Raw genomic sequence first — 23,347 nt, 5'->3', positions numbered from 1 at the left:
CCCGGTTCCAAGATGATATTTTTTCTATACCCTGAAACCGGGCATTCAATCGTTACAAGCCGTATTTCCGCAGTTTTCTGTAAAATGTGCTGCGCGGAATATCCAGCATTTTCGCCGCTGCCGCCGCATTTCCTTTCGTATGTTTCAAAGCTTCCAGTATCATATCGCGCTCAATCGCTTCCCGCGGGTTCAGCGTCGTGACCTGTTTTTCCATGCCGTTAAGCCCGGTCTCTCCGGAAACATATTCGTCCACATACCGTTCCGCTTCTTCTTCACCGGCCACAGCAAGCAGTCGGACGTTTTCAATCACATTCATCAGTTCACGGATATTGCCGGGCCAATGATAATCCTGCATTTTCTTCATAACCGCCGGCGGGATTTCGACGTCTTGATTTTTCTTTCTGCTGATATACTGAATCAAAGCAGGCAAGTCTTCTTTTCTTTCGCGCAAAGCAGGAAGGCGGACGGGAAAAACATACAGGCGGTAAAACAAATCTTCACGGAACTTCCCTTCTTTGACGAGCTTCGGTAAATCCTTGTGGGTCGCGGCAATAATCCGGACGTCCACACTTACTTCTTTTGCAGAACCGACCGGCACGACTTTTCTTTCCTGCAGGACGCGGAGCAACGCCGTTTGCATGGCAGACGGCAGCTCGGCCACTTCGTCAAGAAATAAGGTGCCGCCATGGGCCTGCTCGAATTTTCCTTTATGGCCGCCCCGTTTTGCGCCGGTAAAAGCCCCGTCGGCATAACCGAAAAACTCGCTTTCCATTAATTCTTTCGGCACAGCCCCGCAATTGACGGCAATAAACGGGCCGTTTTTCCGGCTGCTGTTTTCATGGATGGCTCGTGCGACCAGCTCCTTTCCAGTTCCGGTCTCACCCGTGATAAAACAAGTGGTATCGGAAAGGGAAGCAATCCGGGCTTTGCGCAACGTTTCCTGAAAACTTCTACTTATACCGGTGACGCCACGGAAGACGAACTTTTCTTTTTGAAGAAGGGTGCCGGAAAGATTTTTATTTTCAGACAAAAAGAAACAGGTGCCGATTTTTTCCCGGCTGGAAGGCAATGGAATGGATTGGTTCACAATGGTATCCGTTTGGGAGGTCATTTCTTCAATCGTTCTACCAAAATAATCCGGCATTTTCTTCCGAAGCGGCCGGCTTGCCGCAACGGCTTTTCCTTCTTCATCCGTAATGACGAGTAACCGGTCCCCGTACTGGTCCGAAAGTTCAACAGCTTTTTGGATGAAACGTTCATGCCGGCTTTTTGCCATGCGTACGATTTCCTGCTCTACTGTATAAGCCAGCGATGAAACCATGGCGAGCATGAAAGGGTGGGATTCGGTATATGGACATGTTAAGTCCATGACGCCAACAAGATTCCTTTGGCTGTCGTAAACCGGCGCGGCTGCACAGCTCCACTGGTGGGAGGCAACCGAAAAATGCTCAGGGCCGTTCACCATCACGGCTTCCCCTGTCTCAAGCGTAGTGCCGATCGCATTCGTGCCGACCCGCTCTTCCGTCCAGCAAACCCCTTCGACAAAATTAATTTTTTGCGCTTCAAAAATGGTTTTCCGGTTTCCTGATACGGACAGCACATGCCCGCAAGGATCAATCAGGAGCGCCATCATGCCGGCTTCCTGAAACACAGGCTCCATCTTTTTCACATGGCGTTCGGCAATATTTAAAAAATCTTTATGCCTTTCCCGGTGTGCCAATAGTTTTTCAACAGGCAGGATATGCTGCCCTTTCCGCAAATACGGGTTCACATCCCGTTTTTTACAGCGGTACCACGATTCAGCGATTCGGTTGTTGATTCTCTCGGGATCCAATGTCCCTTCCTGCACAAACTTTTTCCACGTATTCCAATAACATACAGCCATCTTTCATCCCTCCGACTCATCATAGAAAATTGCGCATCAGGAAGAAAGTCGTGATGTTCTTTTCTATTATAATCGAATACGGAAAGCGTCTTCAATATGTAGACAGGGCTTATGAATATTCCCGGCAGTCTGAGAGACTGCCGGGAATGATTATACGTGCACCGGATGCCCCTGTGCATTTAAAACGGCTTCATGGATGGCTTCTGAGACGGTCGGATGAGCGGCAATCAAGCGCTCAAGCAAATCAGCCGTCATTTCCCCGTTCAGCATCAATACCCCCTGCCCGACCAGTTCTGTTGCATGCGGGCCGCAAATGGACAAGCCGACCACCTCTTCGTATTCCGGCTCGATGATGACTTTCACTTTCCCAACCTGTTCCCCGCTGATCATCGCTTTTCCGTTTGCCGAAAACGGAAATTCGCCGATCCGAACAGCGCCGTACATTTCTTTCGCCTGCTTTTCGGTGAGGCCGGTGCCGGCAATTTCCGGAAACGTATAAATGCAGCGGGGAACGGCTTTGTAATCCGCACTTGCCTCCATTCCGCATGCATTGAGCGCGGCCACTTTTCCTTCATGAAAAGCGACATGTGCAAGTTGGATGCCGCCAATACAATCGCCGCAGGCATAAATATGGGGGATGTTCGTCTGCATCTTTTCATTGACTTTTATGCCCGATTTTTCATACGCCACCCCGGCATTTTCGAGGCCGATCCCGTTGACAGACGGTTTCCGGCCGATTGAAACAAGCACGTATTCCCCGTAAATCTCGCGCGTTTCCCCTTCCTGCTCAATCAGCGCGCATTTCTTATCACGGTCCAGTTTTTTTACGGCAGCAGATGTATAAATGTCCACCCCGTCTTTTTCAAGCTGCTCTTTTAAAATATTCGCGATATCCGCATCTTCCCCCGGCAAAATATGTGGGGCCATCTCTATGATCGACACTTTTGTCCCAAGCCGGCTGTAAATGCTCGCAAACTCGCAACCGATTACCCCGCCGCCGACAATTACGAGCGATGGAGGCAGGCCGGGAAGAGACATGGCCTGCGTGCTGTCGATGATCCAGTTGCCATCAAACGGCGCAAACGGGAGGGAGCTCGGTTCAGACCCTGTTGCGATGATGAACTGGTCCGCTTTTATTTCAACCGTGCCGTTTGCTGTTTCTGCAAGAACAACATGGGGTGACTGGAATGCCGCTTTTCCCTGCACGATTTTGATTTTGTTTTTCTTCATTAAGTATTGAATGCCCTGTACAAGCCGGGAAACGATCGCATTTTTCCTTTCAAGCAGGGAGGACCAGTCAATGGACACCGCTTCCTTGTTCACCCGGATCCCGAATTTGTCCGCTTCCCGGATGTCCCGGTAGCGCCCTGCACTTTCCAAAAGCGTCTTGGTCGGCATGCACCCTTCATTTAAGCATGTACCGCCGAGTGTCGCCTGTTCAAATAAAATGACATCCGCACCCTGCTGTGCTGCTGTAATGGCAGCGACGTAGCCCGCAGGCCCGCCGCCTAAAATCCCGATGGTTTCCATCCTGATCCCTTCTTTCCTACAAAAGCATCGTAACCGGTTCTTCCAAATATTGCTTGACCGTTTGCAGGAAGGCCGCTGCCGGCGCCCCGTCGAGCACGCGGTGGTCAAACGTCAGGCTGAGCGGCAGCCGGCTCCTTTTTTCAATTTTGTCCCCGATAAAAACAGCTTCATCCGAAACGACACCGACACCCAATATTCCGGCTTCCGGCGGGTTCAAAATAGGCGTAAAAAATTCGACGCCGCTTGCACCCAGGCTTGAAATGGTAAAAGTGGACCCTTGCATCTCATCTGCCGGCAGTTTCCCGGATCTTGCTGCCGCTGTTTTTTCTTTGATTTCTTTTGCCAAGTCGATCAGCGATTTGCTGTCGGCGTTGCGGATGACCGGGACAATCAGCCCTTTTTCAACCGCCGTTGCGATGCCCAAATGGATTTCCGGGTAAGTGACAATTGTGTTATCCATAAACGCACTGTTCATTTCCGGATGGTTTTCGAGGGCAAGGATGGCAGCTCTTGCTATAAAATCCGTGATCGTCAGTTTGCTGTCGTACCGTTTTGTGATTGTCTCTTTCACTTGCGTTTTTAGCGCCAATAGTTCCGTGACATCCGCTTTCATCGTGATCGTCAGCTGTGCAGCCGATTGCAGGCTGGCATGCATGCGTTCTGCGATCACTTTGCGCATGCCGGATACCGGTGTGTGCTTCGGTTCTTTTCCTGCCGGCGCCTGGATGAGGCTGTCCTGTTTGCGGCTTTCTTTCTTTGACGCAATTGCCTGTTCCACATCTTCTTTTGTAATCCTGCCCCCTGGCCCGGTCCCTTTTATATCTTCCGGTTTGATGCCTGCTGCTTCCGCCATTTTCCGCGCGACCGGGGAAATTTTCACGCGCACTTTCCCCGGTTTTTTCGGGAGCGGTGCGGGACGGGCCGCCTTTATTTCTTCTTTTTGTCCTTTTTCTTCCTGCACCGGGGCTGCTGTTGCCGCCACTTCTTCATCCGGGTTTCCAATATAGCAAATCACCGTTCCCGGCGGTACGCCCTTTCCTTCCGGCACATTGATTTTTAATACATTGCCGTCCGCAGGGGACTCGATTTCCATCTCTATTTTTTCCGAACTGATGCTAGCGATCGGGTCGCCTTTTTTAACGGCTTCTCCTTCTGTTTTATTCCACTGTGAAACGGTTCCTTCTTTCATCGCCATCCCAAGTTTGGGCATAATAACTTCAACCGGCATGCCAACCACTCCTTTCTATCTGTCTGTTATTGCCCGACCGGTTCCCCCAACAGCTCTGATACCGCCTGCACAATTTTCCCGGCGGACGGCAAATACAAATCTTCAAGCGGCGGCGAGAACGGAACCGGCGTGTGCGGTGCCGTGATCCGTTTGATCGGGGCATCCAGATCATCAAACCCTTTATCGGCAACAAGTGCCGCAATATCGGTTGCCACATTGCACCGCGGGTTCGCTTCATCGACCACAATGAGCCGGTTTGTTTTTGCGACCGACTGGAGAATCGCCCCTTCATCGAGCGGCGATAAACTGCGCGGATCAATCACTTCCGCTTCGATGCCGTCTTTGGCAAGCCGTTCTGCCGCTTCAAGCGCCGTCTGCACCTGTTTGCCAATTGCAACAATGGTGATGTCGCTTCCTTCACGTTTCCTGTCCGCCTTACCGAGCGGAATCGTATAGTAATCTTCGGGCACTTCCCCTTTTATGTTGTAAAGCGTTTTATCTTCAAAAAAGATAACCGGGTCATTGTCTTCGATCGCAGCCAAAAGCAGCCCTTTCGCATCATATGGCGTTGACGGCACGACGACTTTTAAGCCCGGTATCGACGTAAACAGCGCATACAGGCTTTGCGAGTGCTGGGCCGCCGCCCGGAAACCGGCGCCGTGCATCGTCCGGACCGTCACCGGCACTTGCGCCTTGCCGCCGAACATGTACCGGAATTTCGCACCCTGGTTGAGCACTTCGTCCAGACAGCTGCCGATAAAATCGTTGAACATGAGCTCTGCAATCGGCCGCAATCCTGTTGAAGCAGCAGCCATCGCAGCCCCCATATAGCCCGCTTCCGTAATCGGCGTATCCAAAATCCGCCCGCGGCCGAATTCCTGGACAAGGCCTTTCGTCACGCCAAGCACGCCACCCCATGCTTCTTCATCCTGCAGGTGATCAACTTCCGCACCGCCGGCAACATCTTCCCCCATCAAAATTACATTTTCATCTCTTCTCATCGCCAGTTTCATCGCTTCGTTAATGGCCTGCGAAAAAGAAATTTGTCTTCCCATTGGAAAGGCCTCCTTTTTTCATAGATTAGTAGGATACATAGACATCTTTCAAAAGTTCGGAAGGGTCCGGATACGGGCTTTCTTCGCTGAATTTCACAGCTTCTTCGATCTCCTGTTCCACTTTTTGTTCCAGGCTGTTGATGTCTGCTTCGCTGAACAGGTTTTGTTCAAGCACAAATTTTTTAAATTGGACGATCGCATCTTTTTCATTCAGCTGTTTCGCCTTTTCTGCTTCTGCTTTATAAGTTTGGGCATCCCCTTCAAAATGCCCGTAGTTTCGGTACGTCACGCATTCAATCAGCGACGGGCCTTCCCCGTTGCGGGCGCGTTCCACCGCTTCTTTTGCCGCCTGGTACACGGCGACGATATCTTTCCCGTCGACACGAACACCCGGAATGTCGTAGGCAACGGCACGGTCGGCAATCGTTTTACAGCTTGACGCATAATGGAATGGCGTCGCTTCCCCATAGCCGTTATTTTCCGCCACAAAAATGACCGGAAGCTTCCATACGGCTGCCAAGTTGATGCCTTCGTGAAACGTACCGTGGTTATTCGCGCCGTCCCCAAAGAAGCAAACGCTTACATTACTCGTCTTTTTAACTTTCGCCGTCAATGCTGCGCCGCATGCCAGCGGGAACCCGCCGCCGACAATCCCGTTTGCACCGAGCATGCCTTTGTCGAGGTCGGCAATATGCATGGAACCGCCTTTTCCTTTGCACAGACCTGTCGCTTTCCCGTAGATTTCCGCCATCATCCCTTTTAAATCGCAGCCTTTCGCGATACAGTGGCCGTGGCCGCGGTGTGTGCTTGTGATCATATCCTGATCGTTCAGATGGGCGCAAACGCCGACTGCAACCGCTTCCTCACCGGCATATAAGTGGACGAAGCCCGGTAAAATGCCGGTCGCAAACACTTCATGCACTTTGTCTTCAAACTTGCGGATTTCAAACATTTTTTGCAACATCCACTGCGCTTTTTCCTTCGTTAACTGCAGTTCGCCCGCTTTTACTGTCTCCATTTATCCATCCTCCTTATCGTCGTCTTTCACTTGGTAAACAAGCAAAAAGCGTGCCAACTGAAAACCCCGCTTTCATCCTGCTTCGTCTGCCCGGCACATAAAAAAATGAGACAAACCGGGACAGCTGTCTCATTTTGTCTCATTTTTTCCCATATTTTCTTATCCGCTGATTTCTGACTTTTTCATTTTCCATGCAGCCGGTGCAACGGGTTTTCGTGACATCAGGCTGTGCAGCACCATACCGGCTGCAACTGTGATGATGCCGAACCAGGACAACAGCGATGGCGCCGCAACCGGTAAAATGGCCATCTCCCCGAACAGCGCAAACAGCACTTCCAATGACTGGGTCGCTTCCACAAGCGATAATTTTTGCATGTCGCCGCGGACAAGATCGGTTGCCCGGAAAAACAATACCGTGGCAATCACCCCGGAAAAGACCGCAACCACGCCTGATTGCACGATTTGGTTTCCGGACGGCGGGCCGGACGCTTTTAAACCGTACAATGACAGAATAAACCAAAAGGGCAGGCTGGCAAGTGTCATGCCGAGCACACGCTGAAATGTATCGAGCCGGCCTTCGCACAATTCCATCATTTTCCGGTTGCCCAAAGGATAAGCAAAAGTCGCCACAATGACGGGAAGGACACCCAGCATCATTTCCCGGAAGCTGATCCGGCCGGCCTGCTCAAGCTGCATCATCAAAACGCCGAGCAAAATCACAAGCGACCAGCGCAAGCCGCGGAACGGGATGGGTTCCCGGATTTTCAGCAGGCCCTTCGGCGTCTCCACCGTTTTAAAAAAGAACGGGGCAAGCAGTGAACCGGATAAAATCGTGATCTGCCAAGTGCCGGCCACGAGCCATCCGGGCGCATAGGCTGCCGAAAAACATAACGGCGCATAAAAAAGAACAAAACCGGTAAAGCTCCACAATAACCACCCGGCTGGATGCTTTTTCATTTCCGCCCATAAGGCTTGAAAATTTTTCCTGACAAGCACGATCACAAGCAAAAACGGAACCATCAAAATGTACCGGAGGGAGGCGCTCCAAATCCAGCTGCCGCCCGACAGTTCCATCGACCGGTTTAAAACAAATGTCACCGCGAAAAAGAAGGCGGCACATACCCCTAATAAGACCGGACGCAACATCTCCCACATCCTTTTTATAGCGTTTTGGAATGAAACCCCGCATACGGGGCATTCCTCCTTATCTTATGAAAGCGGCAATGTTTTGAGCTCGTTCCAATACGTGCAAATGGTCTGGATACCTTTATCAAAATTTTCAAGATGGAAATGCTCGTTCGGCGCATGGGCATTTTCCGACGAAAGGGCAAACCCCATCAGCACGACCGGTATGTTTAAAATGCGGTCAAATTCTGCAACAATCGGAATCGACCCGCCGCCCCTTGTATAGGTAACCGGCACGCCGTACACTTTTTCATACGCTTTTCCGCAAAGCTGGATGGCAGGATGCTTGCGCGGCGTGACATACGGGTAACCTTTGTCAAATTCGGTTACAGAAACGGTTACGCCTTTTGGGGCATGGGCTTCAATATGTTTTTTCAGTAACGACAGAATTTCGTACGGGTCCTGGTTTGGCACAAGGCGGCAGGTCACTTTCGCAAAGGCTTCAGACGGCAAAACGGTTTTCAGGCCTTCTCCGGTGAAACCGCTTTGTAAGCCGTTGATCTCAAGCGTCGGCCGGACGGATGTTCTTTCCGCGTACGAGTAGCCTTTTTCCCCGAACAATGCCGGTACGCCAAGCTGCGCCTGTATTTGGCCTTCATCTGCCGCCTGTTTTGCGAACGCTTCTTTTTCTTCCGGCGTGCTTGCTTCCACTTTGTCATAGAAGCCTTCCACCAAAACCCTGCCGTCCTGGTCGTGGAAGGACGCCAGCAATTCAACCAGCGCAGTGGCAGCATTTTGCACCCCGCCGCCATATTCGCCGGAATGAAGGTCGCTTGATGCGCCTTTTACATGGATTTCAAGGCCGCATAAGCCGCGCAGCCCGTAGCAGATCGTCGGTTTTCCCAACTCCGGCATGCCGGTATCGGAAACGACGATCAAATCCGCTTTTAAAAGTTCCTGATGTGCTTCTACAAATGGTGCGAGATGCGGGCTGCCGATTTCCTCTTCTCCTTCAAACAGCACTTTGATATTGACAGGCAGTTCCCCTTCCGTTTCCATCAATGCTTCGATCGCTTTGATATGCATAAACACCTGTCCTTTATCATCACTCACGCCGCGGGCAAAAATTTTGCCATCGCGGATCTCCGGTTTAAACGGATCGCTTTTCCAGAGGTTCAGCGGATCAACCGGCTGGACGTCGTAATGCCCGTAAATCAGGACGGTCGGCTTCCCGTCTGCGTGAAGCCAGTCACCGTATACAACCGGGTTGCCTTTCGTTTCCATCACTGCGGTATGTTCGAGGCCTGTTTTCCCAAGCTCTGCTTTCAGCCATTCCGCTGCTTTTCTGACATCTGGTTGATGTTCGGATAGGGAACTGATACTCGGGATTTGGAGAAAATCAAACAGTTCTTCTAAGTGCTGTTCATGGTGTTCCTTTAAATATTGCTGATACGTTTGTGACATGCCTATACCTCCTCGTCATGCTTTCTCTTTATTGTAAGACAAGTTTCATTATTTTTCCAATTCATTTGCAAGGTGGCAAATGAAAAAAAGAAAGCAGGAGCCCCCTTTTGGCAGCTCCCCGCATTTTTTATTGATGCGTTTGATTCGCAAATTCCGCCATGGCTGCGGCCATGAACGCCGCAAGCCCTGGGCCAAATTGATCAATGTTTTTTGTAAACCGGCTGTCTTCTATATACATTTGGCCAAGCCCTTTAAAGGCTTCCGGCGTATAATCCCCGAAATGGCGGTTTAAAAAATCAAACCATTTCCGGATCGCTGTTTGCGCTTCTTGTGCGCGCGGGTCCTTGTGGCGGATGGCAGCAAGTTCACGGTAAATTTCGTTCATCTCATCAGCCAAAGCCAATTTTTCATCTCCGTCAAGTCTCGCCATTTTCGCTTCCGCTGCATCTACTGCCTGATCCCCCCATTTTTCGCGTGCCTCACGCGCATACGGATTGCTGTCAAAGCGGAAACCGGCAAATTTTTCTTCACTGGACATTTTCATTCCCTCTTTCTCCGATTGGATTGTTTTTTCGATCAAGGCAATCATGTTCCCGAGCCGATTCTGTTTTTCAATCAGCAAATGGCGCTGCAGCTCGAGCGCCCCGAGCCTGTCAAACGAAGGGCTTTCCATGATTTCCTTGATCTTTTGCAAAGGGAAGCCCAATTCCTTGAAAAATAAGATTTGCTGGAGCGTTTTCAAGTTTTCTTCCGAATAGTGCCTGTAGCCGGACGGTGAAACTTCGGCCGGTTTAAGTAGCCCGATTTCGTCATAGTGGCGCAATGTCCGGATGCTTACCCCGGCGAGCTCTGCAACTTCTTTAATTCTCATCATGCAGCCCCCTTTCTTCTTTACTGTAAGGGGTGACGCAGCGTGAGGGTCAAGACATTTTTTCGAGTTTTTCCTGCAAGGCAAACAGCACTTCGTATATTTTCACGAAAGCTTCCATGAGTGGCATCTCTTCCCTGAAACCGGGCACATCGTTCAACGGAAAGTTCACATCCCAGATGCCTTCATTGCCATCAAAAAGGATTTCCCCCTTCCCGTCTCCTTCGAGCAGTTCAGACAATCCCGTTTGAATCGCCGGCCCGTATTTCTTCTGCACTTTGAGCCCGAGCATGCAATTGTAATGGCCGAAGACATCATCCAGCTCAAGGGCAATCCCGTCGACGCCGATGATGCCAAACCAGTCTGACACGATGTAAACATATTCTTTCCTATGCTTTTTCAAATAGATGACAGGTTCATTTAAAAACGCCGCCGTTTCCACCGCAAGGGTCTCATCGGCTTCCTTGCTGCACCGTTCAATAGATGCATCGGCAAAACGGGCGGTACCCTCTTTTTCAACAATTTCTTTTTCCCTGACAGCATCTTTGAAAAAATCCTTATAGCGCTCCAAATACGCTATTTCTTGTTTACATAATATTATTATAGTATCCTTTTGGTTTTCGATATATGTTTTTAAATTTTTTCCCAGCATGGCAACCATCCTTTATGAGGTATTCTGCTAAACAGTATGTCCCAATTGGAAGCTTTTGTAAAGAAACAAAAAACTGTGCCCGGAGAATAAAATCCTTCTAGGCACAGTTTGTAAAATTATTTATTCACCGCTGCCGGTTTATGAAAATCACGTCCGTCACGGATCGCTTCTACAATTCCGGCGCGGATGACGAAATCCCCGAAATGTTCGCCTTCCTGCCGTTCTTTTGCATATTGCAAAAGAATCGGGCGCAGGGAAGCGAGGATCTCTTCTTCCCCGATATTTTCCTTATAAAGGCAAGCGAGCCTGTCGCCAGTGAAGCTGCCGCCCAAATACAAATTGTATTTTCCGGGGCCTTTCCCGATAAAAGCCATTTCCGCAAGCGCCGGCCTTGAGCAGCCGTTCGGGCAGCCTGACATCCGGATGACGATTTCTTCTTCGCGCAACCCCGCTTCATCCAAAATCTCTTCGATTTTTCCGAGCAGTTCCGGCAAGTACCGTTCTGCTTCCGCCATCGCAAGGCCGCAAGTCGGGAATGCGACACAGGACATCGAGTTTCTTCTGAGGGCGGAAGCATGCTTGCCGTCCGTCAGATGGTATTTTTCAACCAGTTCGTCAATCTTTCCTTTCATTTCCTCGGTTACATTGGAAATGATGACATTCTGGTTGGGGGTGAGGCGGAACTCGCCTTGATGGATTTTTGCAATTTCACGCAGCCCGGTCATCAAAGGATAGCCGTCAATATCTTTAATCCTGCCGCTTTGGACAAATAACGTTAAATGCCATTTGCCATCGCCTTGGATCCAGCCGTAACGGTCGCCGTTATGGTCAAAATGGAACGGGCGGGCTTCCCCGAGATCCCAGCCGAGCCGTTCATTCAATTCCGACTTGATCCAGTCGAGCCCCCGTGCGTCAATGGTGTACTTGAAACGCGCATTTTTCCGGTTCGCGCGGTTGCCGTAGTCGCGCTGGATCGACACCACTTTTTCCGCCACTTCAATCACCTGGTTCGGGGTGCAAAAACCGATGATCCGGGCAAGCTGCGGATATGTCTTCGGATCGCCATGGGTCATGCCCATCCCGCCGCCGACCGCGACATTAAACCCTTCAAGCTTCCCTTCATTCAAAATGGCGATAAACCCTAAATCCTGTGAAAAAATATCGACATCATTGGAAGGCGGCACAGCAAACCCGATTTTAAACTTCCGCGGCAAATACTTCGGGCCGTACAGCGGTTCGGAATCTTCCTGCTCTTTTGTATCAATGATTTTTTCATCTTCCAGCCAGATTTCATGATACGCGGAAGTCCGCGGCAACAAGTGGTCGCTCGTTTTTTTCGCCCATTCATATACCTCGGCATGCACACCCGACTGGTACGGGTTCGGGTTGCACATCACATTCCGGTTCACATCCCCGCACGCAGCAAGCGTCGTCATGAGCGCATCGTTCATTTCGCGGATGGCCTGCTTTAAATTCCATTTTAAAATGCCATGCATCTGGAACGTCTGCCGGGTCGTCATACGCAGCGTTCCGTTCCCGTATTTTTGCGCCAGTTCATCCATCACAAGCCACTGTTCCGGGGTCGCAACGCCGCCCGGAATGCGGACACGCACCATAAACTGGTAAGCCGGCTCCAGTTTCTTTTTGCGCCGCTCGTTGCGGATATCCCGGTCGTCCTGCTGGTAGCTGCCATGAAATTTCAACAGTTTATTATCGTCCTCGGATATCGCGCCGGTCAGCGGATCTTTGAGCCCTTCCGCAATCGTTCCTCTTAGAAACCGGCTTTTTTCTTTTATCGTTTCAAGCGGATCAAGTTTTTTATCAACCATCTTCCTGCCCCTCTCTGTTAATACACATCACGCTGGTAACGTTTTTCTTGGCGCATTTCCTGCAAATAGCCCTCTGCCTCTTCCCTCGTCATGTTGCCTTCTGTTTCAAGAATGTGAAGCAGCGTTTCTTGGACGTCGCGGGCCATCTGCTTTTCATCGCCGCACACATACACACAGGCGCCTTTTTCAAGCCATGCATAAAAATCTTTACTTTTTTCAAGCATCCGGTGCTGGACGTATATTTTTTCTGCCTGGTCGCGCGAAAAAGCCACATCCATTCGTTCGAGCACGCCATTTTTCAGCCAGTTTTGCCAGTCAAGCTGATACAGAAAATCCGTCGCAAAATGCTGGTCCCCGTAAAACAGCCATGTACGGCCGGTGATCCCTTCCGCTTCCCTTTCTTCCAGGAAAGAACGGAACGGCGCCACGCCTGTTCCCGGCCCGATCATGATCACCGGCACATCCGGATCAGCCGGAAGTTTGAAATTCGGATTGCGGTGGACATAAACCGGCAGCTTGTCTCCTGGTTTTATCCTGCCTGCGATTTGTCCGGAGCAAACCCCTTCGCACACCCTTCCGTTTGCTGTATAGCAGTCCAGTGCAATGATAAGATGGACTTCATCGGGGTTCGCTTTCCAGCTGCTTGCGATCGAATAAAGCCGCGGCGGCATTTTCCGGAGCATTTGTACAAAAGCTTGCACTTCCACTTTTTCCGGCGGATACTCCTCGACAAGATCGATCAGGCCCCGCCCTTCAAGGTATGCCTTTGCCTCCGCTTCATTTTCAAGCAAAGCCGTAAGCCCTTTGTTTCCGAAAAGCACGGCTGCCTGCTGAAGCAGCGGTTTTGTTAATCTCGTAATTTCATAATGTCTGAGCAATGCTTCCCTGGCCGGCAGCACTTCCCCTTTTTTATTGATCGGAACCGGTTCTTTTGGATCCCAGCCGAGCTTTTCGATCAGACGTTCCACGAGTTCCGGGTCATTTTCCGGGTAAATCCCGATGCTGTCCCCCGGTTCAAATGTAAAACCGGAACCTTCAAGGGATAGTTCGATATGGTGCGTTTCTTTATTGGACCCTTCCCAGTTCAAATTGATATTTTCCAGCACTTCCGCCTGGAACGGGTTGGATTTGGAATAATCGGTGTTTGCGGGCCGGGTGGCATCTGCTGCGGTTGAAGGCGGCAAGGCAGATGACTGGAGCACGCCTGTAACCCCTTCAAACCATTCCTGGGCGTCTTCTTCATAATCCACATCGCAATCCACCCGCGGATAGAGCCGTTCCCCGCCCAACTCTTCCAGCCTCTTGTCGATCTCTTTTCCGACCTTGCAAAAAAACTCATATGTCTGGTCCCCAAGCGCCAAAACGGAAAATTGGACCCCGTCCAGTTTCGGGGCTTTTCTGCTGTGGATCAGCTCATAGAAAGACAATGCGTTGTCAGGCGGATCCCCTTCCCCTTGTGTACTTGTAATGATGAGCAGATACCCTGCATTTTTTAAATCTTTCGGCTTGGCTGCATCGAGTGCCGAAAAAGATACGGTAAACTGCATTTCTTTTAATCTGGCGGCGAATGCTTCGGCAAGCGCCTGGGCATTGCCTGTCTCGGAACCAAACAGCAGCGTAACCGTTTTGGTTGCCGTCTGTACCGGTTTTTCAGCAACAGCTGTACTTCCCGGGGGATTCGTTCCTTGTTCGGCAAACGGATAGGTTAAATATCCGCTTAGCCATAATTTTTGCTGATCCGTTAATAGTTGCAGCAGTTCATTTAACTTTTCCGCCTGTTCTTTACTAAACGGGCTGTTTTGTACACTTAACGGCAAATCTTCCACCTCGCAATGTTTGCATGCACTTTTCATTTGTTTATTTATGTATGACATCCTAATCCAAATATACATAGAAGTTTACTTGGATTTTAATCCGCTTCTTTCCATGAGAAGCGCCTTCGAAAAAAGCTCTCCTTACAAAGATAAGAAGAGCCGGCGCACAATGGTCAACTTCTCTTATCTTTCAGACGATTGTCTGCAGGAATTGGCACAGTGTTTTTCAACCTGTTGCCGAGGCTTCAAAGGGCCTTTCCCTCCACCTCTCTGGATAAGAAGCACGAATCATTATTTAGAAATCATTGAAAACATTATACAATCAAATGCAGGTACAGTCAATTCTTTTTTGAACAGATGGGACATTTAAAAAAGGAAAAGGGTGGCAAGTTCCGCATCAAGCGTCCCCCCAATATACTTTATGTATCTTTTGCACAGAATGAGGGGGGAATGGATGAATATCCGCATTTACCAGGGGAATGAGATGACGCCGGAAGACGGGGACGCCAATATTGTGATCGATGTAATCCGCGCGTTTACGGTTGCCCACCATGCCTTTTTGGGCGGCGTAAAAGAGATTTGGTTGGCTGACTCAATAGAAACGGCTTTTCGTATCAAAAACAAATACCCGCATGTTTTGCTCACGGGCGAAAGGAACGGCCTTCCGATCCCGGGATTTGATTTGGGCCATTCACCGGCCGCCATCGCCAAACAGCCGTTAGCCGGCAAAACGTTGGTGCAAACATCGACAAACGGGGTAAAAGCAGTTTTTCGCGCCCTTCATGCAAAGGAAGTCTATGTTACCGGCTTTTCGAATGCAAAAACGACGGCAAAATGGATCCGGCGCAAATGGAAAGACAAAGACAACGCCCGCATCAACATGATCGCTTCCCATCCGACAGGGGAAGATGACCTGGCATGCGCATTATACATGGAAAGCATCCTCACCGGCTCGGGCACGATAAAGCCGGAATCAGTGATCAAGGAGATTGTAAATGCCAGTGTCGCAAAGAAATTTCTTGATCCCGGCCAGCCTGCATTTAACCCGGCTGACCTGGAATATTGTATCAAAGAAAGAGACTGCGAGTTTGTGATGAAAATGGATCCAACGGGAGAATTTCCAACGATCGTGAGGGTTGAAGATGAATGACCATGGTTTGACACTGCCTTTACGCAATGAGAAACCGCGGGATTGCGGGATCACCATCTTAATTGACAATGGCATTCCGCTGAACTTTTTTAAAGATACCGTGAACAGTGCAGCCCCTTATATTGATTTCGTCAAATTCGGCCGGGGAACATCGGTCGTTTCACGCCATTTGGAAGAAAAAATAGATCACCTGAGGCAAAACGGCATTGCCTTCTTTTTCGGCGGCACTTTATTTGAAAAGTTTGCCAGCCAGGGAAAAACGGATCGGTACGTTCAATACTGCCGGCGGTTTGAATGCGAATATGTTGAAATCTCAAATGGCACCCTGCCGCTGTCCAATCCGGAAAAATGCCGCTATATTGCGGAGTTTTCAAAGGATTTTAAAGTGTTAAGTGAAGTCGGCTCAAAAGATACTGCCAAATCAATGGCCGATACGCCAGCATTATGGTTGGAATCGATTAGTCAAGATTTAGAAGCAGGCGCATATAAAGTGATGACAGAGGCAAGGGAAAGCGGCACAAGCGGCATTTACAACGGGGACGGGGAAATACGGGAGGAGATGTTTGCGGCCATCCTGGACTCGGGGATTCCCCGCGATTCTTTCATTTTCGAAGCGCCCAACAAGCAGCTCCAGGCTTTTTTTATCCACCATCTCGGTCCGGATGCCAATTTGGCCAACATCCCTTTTTCGGATGCCCTTGCGCTTGAAACATTAAGGCTCGGTTTGCGATCAGATACTTTTTTTATTGGAGGAGATTCCCATGAGAGAAACGGATAAAATTTTTCATTTGGCGATTCCGTGCAAAGATCTTGATGAAACAGCCGATTTCTATCAAAAATTAGGCTGCAAGGTAGCGCGCCGGTATGATGACCGGGTCACTTTCAATTTTTTCGGGGACCAGGTTGTCTGCCATCTGAGCCCTGAAAAAATAGATCCCAACCCGAAAATGTATCCCCGCCATTTCGGCATTACTTTTTTGGATAAAGCAGCATTTGAGGAAACCCTTCAATCTGCAAAGAAAAACCATTTACCATTTTTCCAGGATAAAATGGTCCGGTTTGGAGGCAAGCAAGAGGAACATTGGACATTTTTCCTCCAAGACCCCTCTAACAACTTGCTCGAATTTAAATATTATCATGATGAAAGCATGGTGTATTAACCAGTCCCATTCATTGCTCAAGGCCGGGCCATGCGCCGGCTTTTCCTGGAAAGCGACCACATTTTATCGGCTTCCCAGGCATGCTCTGGGTGCAGCGGTCTCTACTCCTAATCTGCCTCAGCAAAAGGCGGCTGATGTTTTCGAATTCTTACAGGAAGGAGCGGTGCTTGAAATTCGGGAATAGACCGGAAGTTGTTAACAAACGTCAACATTTACCGCCCCATTCACCCGGATTCCTCGTATTCAAACGCTACTGGAAGTAAATGTTGTCTTCACTTCCGGTCATTTTGGTTTCTTATTGATTTTCTAAGTTGACAAAAGCCTTTTCGGGATTGACATGTGTTTTTGTGATTTTTGCCTGGTACAGCCAATCCGAAACGTCTTGCCATTTTTTTGGGTCCTGATCGGCAATAGTTTTATTTTTCTCGTCCATCTTCGGCAGTAAAATGTGCAGGCTCTTCGTTTCCACATTTTTATCCAGCGGTGAGGAGGCATCTTCATGTTTTAACAAAATGGCAAGCGCCTTTTCCGGATGTTTTTTGACATATTGCTGGCCTTTTTCGGCAGCAGCAAGAAATTTTTTAAAAATGTCTGGCTGCTGTTTCAGCTTATTTTCGTTTGCGATGAAAACGAGTTCGTCATAATCCGGAACGCCGTATTTTGCCGGATTGAACGCTCTAACGGGTACGCCCTCCTTTTCCAGCAGCAGCTGTTCATGATTGACAAAACCGCCGACGATCGCATCAGTTTTATGGGCTGTCAGAGCAGGGATTAAATCATAGCCAACATCCACTGTTTTCACCTTGTCCGGATCGCCCCCGTCTGCTTTGACCATTGTCCGCACGGCTGCTTCTTCCAGCGGAATGGAAGAGTAGCCGACCGTTTTGCCCGCCAGGTCTTTCGGTGAGCGGATGCCGCTTGAAGCCGGCACCATCACACGGTTCAGCGTATGGCGGACGACGGTGCCAAAAGATTGGACCGGAATCTTCTCATCGCGCGCGATTAACACTTGGGGTTGATAACTTAATGCAATATCAATTCGATTCGCAGCCGCAAGTTTTAACGGGTCATTTGTGTCAGAAGGCATTTTGATGCTGACATCAAGGCCCTGCGCTTTAAAATAGCCTTTTTCCTGGGCTACATAAAGAAAAGAATGAACCGCATTTGGATACCAATCCAGCATGATCGTTACTTTTTGCACATGTTTCGTTGCTTGCTGCGAATGATTGCTGCAGGCACCTAGGAAACATGCGAGCACAGCGACCATTATCCATCGTTTCTTCATTGAAAATCCCCCTAAATTTTTGTTCTGTTTTTCAATAAGCTTTTTTCCATCCCATAAATAAGCAAAAATAATCCCATGCCGAGTGCAGCCAATAGAAAAACAGCCGAAAAAACAGCGCCCGACTGCAAATATCCGGACATTCGCTTGCTAAAAAAGCCAAGCCCCGCAGTTGCGCCAAGCCACTCTCCGATCGCTGCCCCGCTGACACAATATACAACCGATAATTTCAAGCCGGATAAAAATTGGGGAAGGGCCATCGGGACAGAAAGTTTTCGAAAAATATCCCAGCGGCTGGCGCCCATTGTCCGAAACAAATTCAAATAGGCGGGATCAACGGTTTTTAATCCGTCAAAAGTGCTGATTACAATCGGAAAGATAGCCGTTAACACAATGATCGCTACCTTGCTCCAAACTGAATAACCGAACCACATCATAAAAACAGGTGATACGGCGACAAGCGGGATCGTTTGCGAAATAACAAGAAACGGATAAAAGATTTTTTCAGCCGTTTTGGAAACATACATGATGACACCGATCATCACTCCGCCCGCAACGGATAAAAGAAAACCGATGCCGACTTCCTCCACTGTCGCTGGCAAATGCACATTTATTAATTGCCTGTGATTTTCTATGAAAGATGCATAGATTTGGGTAGGGGACGGCAAAATGAAAGACGGGATCATCCCTTTCTGTATGACCCACTGCCAGCCGGCTATCAAGACCAGCATCGTAACGCAAAAAAGTCCGTAATCCCCCAGCCATTTTCGCCACTTCATTTAGGAAACCTCCTTTCATCCAAACTTCCAATATGTACAAGCTGCAAACCGTTCCAAAGCCCGTTCAACTATTTAGATTTTTTGCTGCTAAAACAGTTTTCCGGCAAGTTCTTTTCATCTTCATTTCTTCCCTTTTCCTCACAAGTCCGTCTTCATTGGCGAGCTTTTCCAGGTTACCGCTCTAAAAACAGCTATTTTCCCCTCCCTTCCAACAGAAAAAAGCCAGGCCTGTAAAAGACCTGACTTTAATAAGCAAGAAAATTTTCACAAATCCCTACTTTCCTACGCCGGCATGATCCGGATCAGGTCCAAAGGGTTGAAAAACCAACTGTTTTTCTCTCAGCCCGCCAATCCGGGCACCCCTAGTAGTCTGAAATATTCACTTTTTTCCATTATAGGCTTTCTATTTGCTTGTGTAAAGTGGTGCAGGCTTTTTTCTATGGTGATTGGTTCAATTATCGGCTCCAAGTCAGGTCTCCTGTTTTTCCAAAAATCCCGAAAAAAACCGCAAAAATTTTCAATCATGATGATACTCACGATATATAAGCTCATTTACCGCTTCATTCCGTCATCGTAAATTGAATAGACAGCCATTCAGATATGTTATTTTGCTTAACCATTATTTATATGGCAACGGCTGCGGTTGTAAGTGCTGACGGAAACAACCACATCGCCCCCTCTTCCCGTGCTTGTAACTCACAAAAAGCACCCAATTTTATGAAAAATTTTAAAATCATCTTGTTAAATGACATTCATGTCGCTTATAATAATAAAAACGACACAAATGTCATTTAAGGAGGAGCATAAATGAAAATCCGCTTTTTAAAAATCATTCCTTTCTGTTCTTAATCAGTGCGCAAACCATTTCAAATCTTGGGGACTGGCTGCATCTTGTTGCATTGTTTGCATTAGTGGCATTTAAGTGGCACGCCGACCCGATTGCAATGGCAGGCATTACATTATGCATGGTGCTGCCGTCAATTTTATTTGGATCCCCTGCCGGCTGGCTGGCAGACCGGTTTAACCGTAAAATGCTGATGAGCTTCTCGGATTTCGCCCGCTGCGGTTGTGTGCTCGGGATTGCTTTTTCCGTTTCGCTTTGGCAAGTTTATATCTTTCTATTTTTTTTGGGCTTTTTCTCAGCCGTCTTCACCCCTGCAGAAAGCGGCCTGCTTCGCCAAGTTGTTGGTGAAAACCAAATACAGGCGGCAATCGGCACAAGCGAGATGATCAATAACAGCGCCAAAATCATCGGGCCGGTAGCAGGCGGCGCATTGATCAGCCTGACCGGAATCAAAGGCGCTTTTTATCTTGATGCCATTTCTTTCTTCCTCTCCGCCCTCCTGCTGTTTGGAATCAAGGCGCCAACATTACAGAGCCCGGTAAAAAGTGATCTAGAACATCGGGAAAAGGTCGCGCTAACTGAAGGATTTCGCTTTCTCTCCGGTTTTCCCGTGTTAAAAATGGGTCTGATCGTTTTTTGTACCATGATACTGGCCTTGCAAATTTCTGATTCCCAGGCCATGATATTAATAAGGGATATCAAGAACGCAACGGTCCATTTTGCGAGCTGGTGTATTGCGGCAAGCGGTTTTGGCATGCTTACTGCTTCCGTGCTGTTTACGAAAATAAAGTTAGGGGAGAAATTAATCACTTTAAAAATCAGCCCCGCCATACTTGGTTTGGGTTGTATCATGGTAAGTACGGGTACCGGCTGGCCGATCGGCATCATTGAAGCCGTTTACCCTTGCGTCTTTTTTCTGATGGGTTTTTCTTTTACAATGGCTGCCATTCCTTTCGATGTGCTCGTCCAAAAGAAAACGCCTGAAACGCATACCGGAAGAGTGTTCGGTACCATCAACAGCCTTTCTACACTCGCTGTGCTTGTTGGCATATTACTTGGAGGCTCGCTTTCAGAGTGGTTTGGCGTCAGTCTCGCATTCCTGATCTCTGGCGGAACCACTTGCCTGCTTGCTGCCGTTTCCGCAATCGCAATGAAAAAAGCAGAAAGGAAGGAAATTCATGTCGCCGAGGGTATCAAAACAACATCTTGAAGAAAGAAAAAATCATATATTGGATGCTGCGAAGCGGGTGTTTGAACGAAAAGGCTATGAACCTGTTACCATGCAGGATATCGTAAAAGAAGCCGGCATTAGCAGAGGAAATCTGTATCAGTATTTTTCCAACACAGAAGAAATCATGCAGGCGGTTATTGAAAAAAATGACGATTCATTTTATACGTATATTCAAGACCTGGCAGGCAGCCACGAAAAAATATGGGATGCCATTCAAGCCTATCAGAAAGTGGTTTGCCAAAGTTTGCCAAATCCTTACGGGATCGTAATGTATGAATACTCTGTCACCAGGTGGCGCAATCCGGAAAGAAAGGCATTTTTCCAAAAAAGGTATACCCGGGCCATGAAAAGCTTTTTAGCGCTTCTGGAAGAGGGCGTAAAACAGGGTGAATTTCATCCGGTACAGCCGCTTGAAACGATTGTCAATTTTATGGTGAACATATGGGACGGCCTGATTTTAATGGCTCAAGTGGAAGAACCAGAAAGAGTGGCAGTAGGCGGACAGCTTGAGGCGTTAAATTTATACTTAATTCAGGCTTTGCGTCCCGATGAAAATGCAGACTGGCATTTGGACACCAAGATTGAACCCGGTTGATACGAACCGGGTTCAGATATAAAACGATGATGATCGTTATTTACGCAATTCGCTATATTGAATCTGAATCCTGTTTTCCGGTTTTTGATCCACTGTATATAAGATAAACAGAAAAAACCATTCCAAAGGTTTCATGAAAAGATAGACAAGGTCCGCTGACCACTTTGTACGGATATGCCTGCTGAGAGGATAACCGTATTTATCATAAATATAGCGGATGAAGTGATGCATACGCGGCATGTATTCTTCAAGAAGATGTTCGAAGGCATTCGCAACGAGCAACTGGCGATTCACAGGAATTCTTTTGCCGTGCCGGAGCCCTGCCCTTACCGGCTTAACGACTTTTGTGTGCCCCCTCGCTGCCACAGAACATAAATAGTGTTCGTCTCCTTTTAACATTTCCGGAGGGGGATTGGGTATCCTGGAATAGGTGAAAGAACTTGTATCTAAAAACAAACGGATAAAGCTGTCCGGCCGCTGACCAAATAATATGAGGACCATTTAAACAATAAGCAAAACAGGAAAAAAACAAATCGCCCACAATCGAGGCATTTTACTACACCGTACGGAAATTTTAAAGAGTAAAAGAAGAAATCCCTTATACTGTACAGTCTCTTTCCTCATTTTTATTGAAAACTCATTCAGTGAATCTTTTAACTTGGTGATATACAGTAAAGCAAGGCAAAATAAGCTATATTGAAATGCTCGGACGGAATACATATCCCCCAGTTTTGAGAATAGCGTATGTGTAAAATAAACAGCAGCAAACCCAATATTTGGAACCAGTATCATACTGCTCACGACATAGATAACCGGTGAAACCTGGCCGGGATAAAAATTCAATATCAGGAACCCAACCAGGCCCAATACAACCAACACAATCGCTGAAAGGATATGATTAGGAGCCAATGAAGCATAGCCGTCCGCCCGCCCTCCGATTTCATAAACGTGCAGCTGTTCGCCTGCCCTTGCACCATAAGCGTTCAGATAACACCCCACGATCAACAGGCAAATAAGCACGGCTGCATTCACCGTATCCATTGTTTTGACTTTGATGGATGGGGCTACTTGTGTTCCCTTTTTAAAGCTGGATAGGAATCTGGCAATCACATACACAGGAATACAGAGAACAAATAGGGCTAAAAACACAAAAAATACGGATAGAATATGATAGCCAAATCCTAGGATGTATGCCGCTACCAGGAACAAAAGCACGACTGCAATTAAACTTATGATTACAATTGGCGCTCTGTTGTTTTTCAATGCAGTCCCCCCTATGCTAAATGAATATTTTCAAAAATGCGCCCGCGCTTCTGGCGCTTCTTTGCGATTGTATTTCCGGATAACAGTTAAATTGATTTGTTCCAGGCCTTTGGTTTCTTTCGCTATGCTTATTCGTTTTTTAAAGTGCCCCCCACCCCCTTTCTACAAAAGTCCCGTAAAAAGGCGGATTTGAAGTAAGTTTGGTCGAAAAGAATGCTGTACTGTACTCCCCTCAAAGGAAGATGAAGATAGTTCCCTTAACAATAGGAAAATATATAGGAGGAGTGGAATTGAGTTAATGGATTACGGATGATCATCCATATTTCACAGTGTGCCGTCTTTCAATATCTTTTCACATAAATAACCAACGATATATGCCCGGGGCGTCCTTTCTTTAAGGTCTTGGTTTTTGACAAGATCGTCAATCGCCATCCAAATGGTATTCCATAAATCAGTATTTTCATATTCTTCGTATGGATGATTTCTCATTTTAAGTTGCCTCCTCCTCAGTCGAAGCCAGTGGTTTTTTAACAGTTTCGGTTGTGAATTTGACTTCTCTCTTTATGATAGGACAA

General features: G+C 48.1%; 19 protein-coding genes, 1 pseudogene and 2 riboswitches. Of the genes and pseudogenes, 5 read left to right on the top strand and 15 right to left on the bottom strand.

Going from position 1 to position 23,347, the window contains the following annotated elements:
- Positions 1 to 52 precede the first annotated feature (52 nt).
- The 11 genes from OF158_RS08230 to OF158_RS08180 all read right to left on the bottom strand — a co-directional run bounded on the left by OF158_RS08230 (position 53) and on the right by OF158_RS08180 (position 14,528).
- Positions 53 to 1,885 carry a sigma-54-dependent Fis family transcriptional regulator gene (locus tag OF158_RS08230; RefSeq protein WP_014098301.1) on the bottom strand — a complete coding sequence of 611 codons (1,833 nt, stop codon included), beginning with the start codon at positions 1,883 to 1,885 and terminating at the stop codon, positions 53 to 55.
- A gap of 150 nt (positions 1,886 to 2,035) precedes the next feature.
- Complete coding sequence (lpdA, locus tag OF158_RS08225; protein WP_035184897.1) at positions 2,036 to 3,415, bottom strand: dihydrolipoyl dehydrogenase; 1,380 nt, start codon at positions 3,413 to 3,415, stop codon at positions 2,036 to 2,038.
- Positions 3,416 to 3,431: 16 nt separating this feature from the next.
- Positions 3,432 to 4,643 (bottom strand): dihydrolipoamide acetyltransferase family protein, encoded by a 1,212-nt coding sequence (locus OF158_RS08220; protein ID WP_014098303.1) that lies wholly within the window; start codon positions 4,641 to 4,643, stop codon positions 3,432 to 3,434.
- Positions 4,644 to 4,669: 26 nt separating this feature from the next.
- Complete coding sequence (locus tag OF158_RS08215) at positions 4,670 to 5,698, bottom strand: alpha-ketoacid dehydrogenase subunit beta (protein WP_035184900.1); 1,029 nt, start codon at positions 5,696 to 5,698, stop codon at positions 4,670 to 4,672.
- 25 nt (positions 5,699 to 5,723) lie between these two features.
- Positions 5,724 to 6,716: a thiamine pyrophosphate-dependent dehydrogenase E1 component subunit alpha gene (locus tag OF158_RS08210; protein WP_014098305.1), complete on the bottom strand. Its 993-nt coding sequence runs from the start codon at positions 6,714 to 6,716 to the stop codon at positions 5,724 to 5,726.
- A gap of 159 nt (positions 6,717 to 6,875) precedes the next feature.
- A complete protein-coding gene (locus tag OF158_RS08205; RefSeq protein WP_017550379.1) occupies positions 6,876 to 7,862 on the bottom strand; it encodes a DMT family transporter in 987 nt (328 codons plus the stop codon).
- 63 nt (positions 7,863 to 7,925) lie between these two features.
- Complete coding sequence (locus tag OF158_RS08200; protein WP_017550378.1) at positions 7,926 to 9,305, bottom strand: dipeptidase; 1,380 nt, start codon at positions 9,303 to 9,305, stop codon at positions 7,926 to 7,928.
- 127 nt (positions 9,306 to 9,432) lie between these two features.
- On the bottom strand, positions 9,433 to 10,176 hold the full coding sequence (locus OF158_RS08195; RefSeq protein WP_017550377.1) for a MerR family transcriptional regulator: 744 nt from the start codon (positions 10,174 to 10,176) through the stop codon (positions 9,433 to 9,435).
- A gap of 49 nt (positions 10,177 to 10,225) precedes the next feature.
- The gene (locus OF158_RS08190; protein ID WP_225620885.1) at positions 10,226 to 10,744 is read right to left on the bottom strand and encodes a hypothetical protein; all 519 of its coding nucleotides are present in this window, start codon (positions 10,742 to 10,744) and stop codon (positions 10,226 to 10,228) included.
- Between the two features lie 197 nt (positions 10,745 to 10,941).
- Positions 10,942 to 12,654 (bottom strand): assimilatory sulfite reductase (NADPH) hemoprotein subunit, encoded by a 1,713-nt coding sequence (cysI, locus tag OF158_RS08185; protein ID WP_017550375.1) that lies wholly within the window; start codon positions 12,652 to 12,654, stop codon positions 10,942 to 10,944.
- 17 nt (positions 12,655 to 12,671) lie between these two features.
- Entirely contained in the window at positions 12,672 to 14,528 is a 1,857-nt protein-coding gene (locus tag OF158_RS08180) for an assimilatory sulfite reductase (NADPH) flavoprotein subunit (RefSeq protein ID WP_043052570.1), read from the bottom strand.
- Between the two features lie 120 nt (positions 14,529 to 14,648).
- Positions 14,649 to 14,749: riboswitch (SAM riboswitch) on the bottom strand.
- Positions 14,750 to 14,922: 173 nt separating this feature from the next.
- Here OF158_RS08180 and OF158_RS08175 point away from each other — a divergent pair.
- Genes OF158_RS08175 through OF158_RS08165 form a run of 3 tightly spaced genes read left to right on the top strand, consistent with a single transcriptional unit; the run spans position 14,923 to position 16,778 of the window.
- The gene (locus OF158_RS08175) at positions 14,923 to 15,618 is read left to right on the top strand and encodes a 2-phosphosulfolactate phosphatase (RefSeq protein ID WP_017550373.1); all 696 of its coding nucleotides are present in this window, start codon (positions 14,923 to 14,925) and stop codon (positions 15,616 to 15,618) included.
- On the top strand, positions 15,611 to 16,396 hold the full coding sequence (locus OF158_RS08170; protein WP_017550372.1) for a phosphosulfolactate synthase: 786 nt from the start codon (positions 15,611 to 15,613) through the stop codon (positions 16,394 to 16,396). The genes OF158_RS08175 and OF158_RS08170 overlap by 8 nt, the downstream gene beginning before the upstream one ends.
- A complete protein-coding gene (locus OF158_RS08165) occupies positions 16,380 to 16,778 on the top strand; it encodes a VOC family protein (RefSeq protein ID WP_017550371.1) in 399 nt (132 codons plus the stop codon). Before OF158_RS08170 ends, OF158_RS08165 begins: the two co-directional genes overlap by 17 nt.
- Positions 16,779 to 17,073: 295 nt before the next feature.
- On the opposite strand, the gene OF158_RS08160 is transcribed toward OF158_RS08165, so the two are convergent.
- Complete coding sequence (locus OF158_RS08160) at positions 17,074 to 18,063, bottom strand: ABC transporter substrate-binding protein (RefSeq protein ID WP_017550370.1); 990 nt, start codon at positions 18,061 to 18,063, stop codon at positions 17,074 to 17,076.
- Positions 18,064 to 18,074: 11 nt separating this feature from the next.
- Positions 18,075 to 18,839 carry an ABC transporter permease gene (locus OF158_RS08155; RefSeq protein WP_017550369.1) on the bottom strand — a complete coding sequence of 255 codons (765 nt, stop codon included), beginning with the start codon at positions 18,837 to 18,839 and terminating at the stop codon, positions 18,075 to 18,077.
- Between the two features lie 262 nt (positions 18,840 to 19,101).
- A riboswitch (TPP riboswitch) is annotated at positions 19,102 to 19,213 on the bottom strand.
- 429 nt (positions 19,214 to 19,642) lie between these two features.
- Here OF158_RS08155 and OF158_RS08150 point away from each other — a divergent pair.
- Positions 19,643 to 20,893 (top strand): MFS transporter, encoded by a 1,251-nt coding sequence (locus OF158_RS08150; protein WP_035184906.1) that lies wholly within the window; start codon positions 19,643 to 19,645, stop codon positions 20,891 to 20,893.
- The gene (locus tag OF158_RS08145) at positions 20,862 to 21,509 is read left to right on the top strand and encodes a TetR/AcrR family transcriptional regulator (RefSeq protein WP_014098317.1); all 648 of its coding nucleotides are present in this window, start codon (positions 20,862 to 20,864) and stop codon (positions 21,507 to 21,509) included. Before OF158_RS08150 ends, OF158_RS08145 begins: the two co-directional genes overlap by 32 nt.
- A gap of 36 nt (positions 21,510 to 21,545) precedes the next feature.
- Here the strand turns inward: OF158_RS08145 and OF158_RS17620 are convergent.
- Positions 21,546 to 22,658 (bottom strand): annotated as a pseudogene (locus tag OF158_RS17620) (DUF6688 family protein).
- Positions 22,659 to 23,096: 438 nt separating this feature from the next.
- The gene (locus tag OF158_RS08135) at positions 23,097 to 23,261 is read right to left on the bottom strand and encodes a hypothetical protein (protein WP_164931349.1); all 165 of its coding nucleotides are present in this window, start codon (positions 23,259 to 23,261) and stop codon (positions 23,097 to 23,099) included.
- Positions 23,262 to 23,347 lie beyond the last annotated feature (86 nt).

The organism is Weizmannia sp. WK01, assembly GCF_025905465.1.
In the GTDB taxonomy this organism is placed as follows: domain Bacteria; phylum Bacillota; class Bacilli; order Bacillales; family Bacillaceae_C; genus Weizmannia; species Weizmannia faecalis.
Note: the sequence above shows the minus strand (reverse complement) of the source record. Positions and strands in the feature narration are given on the sequence as shown.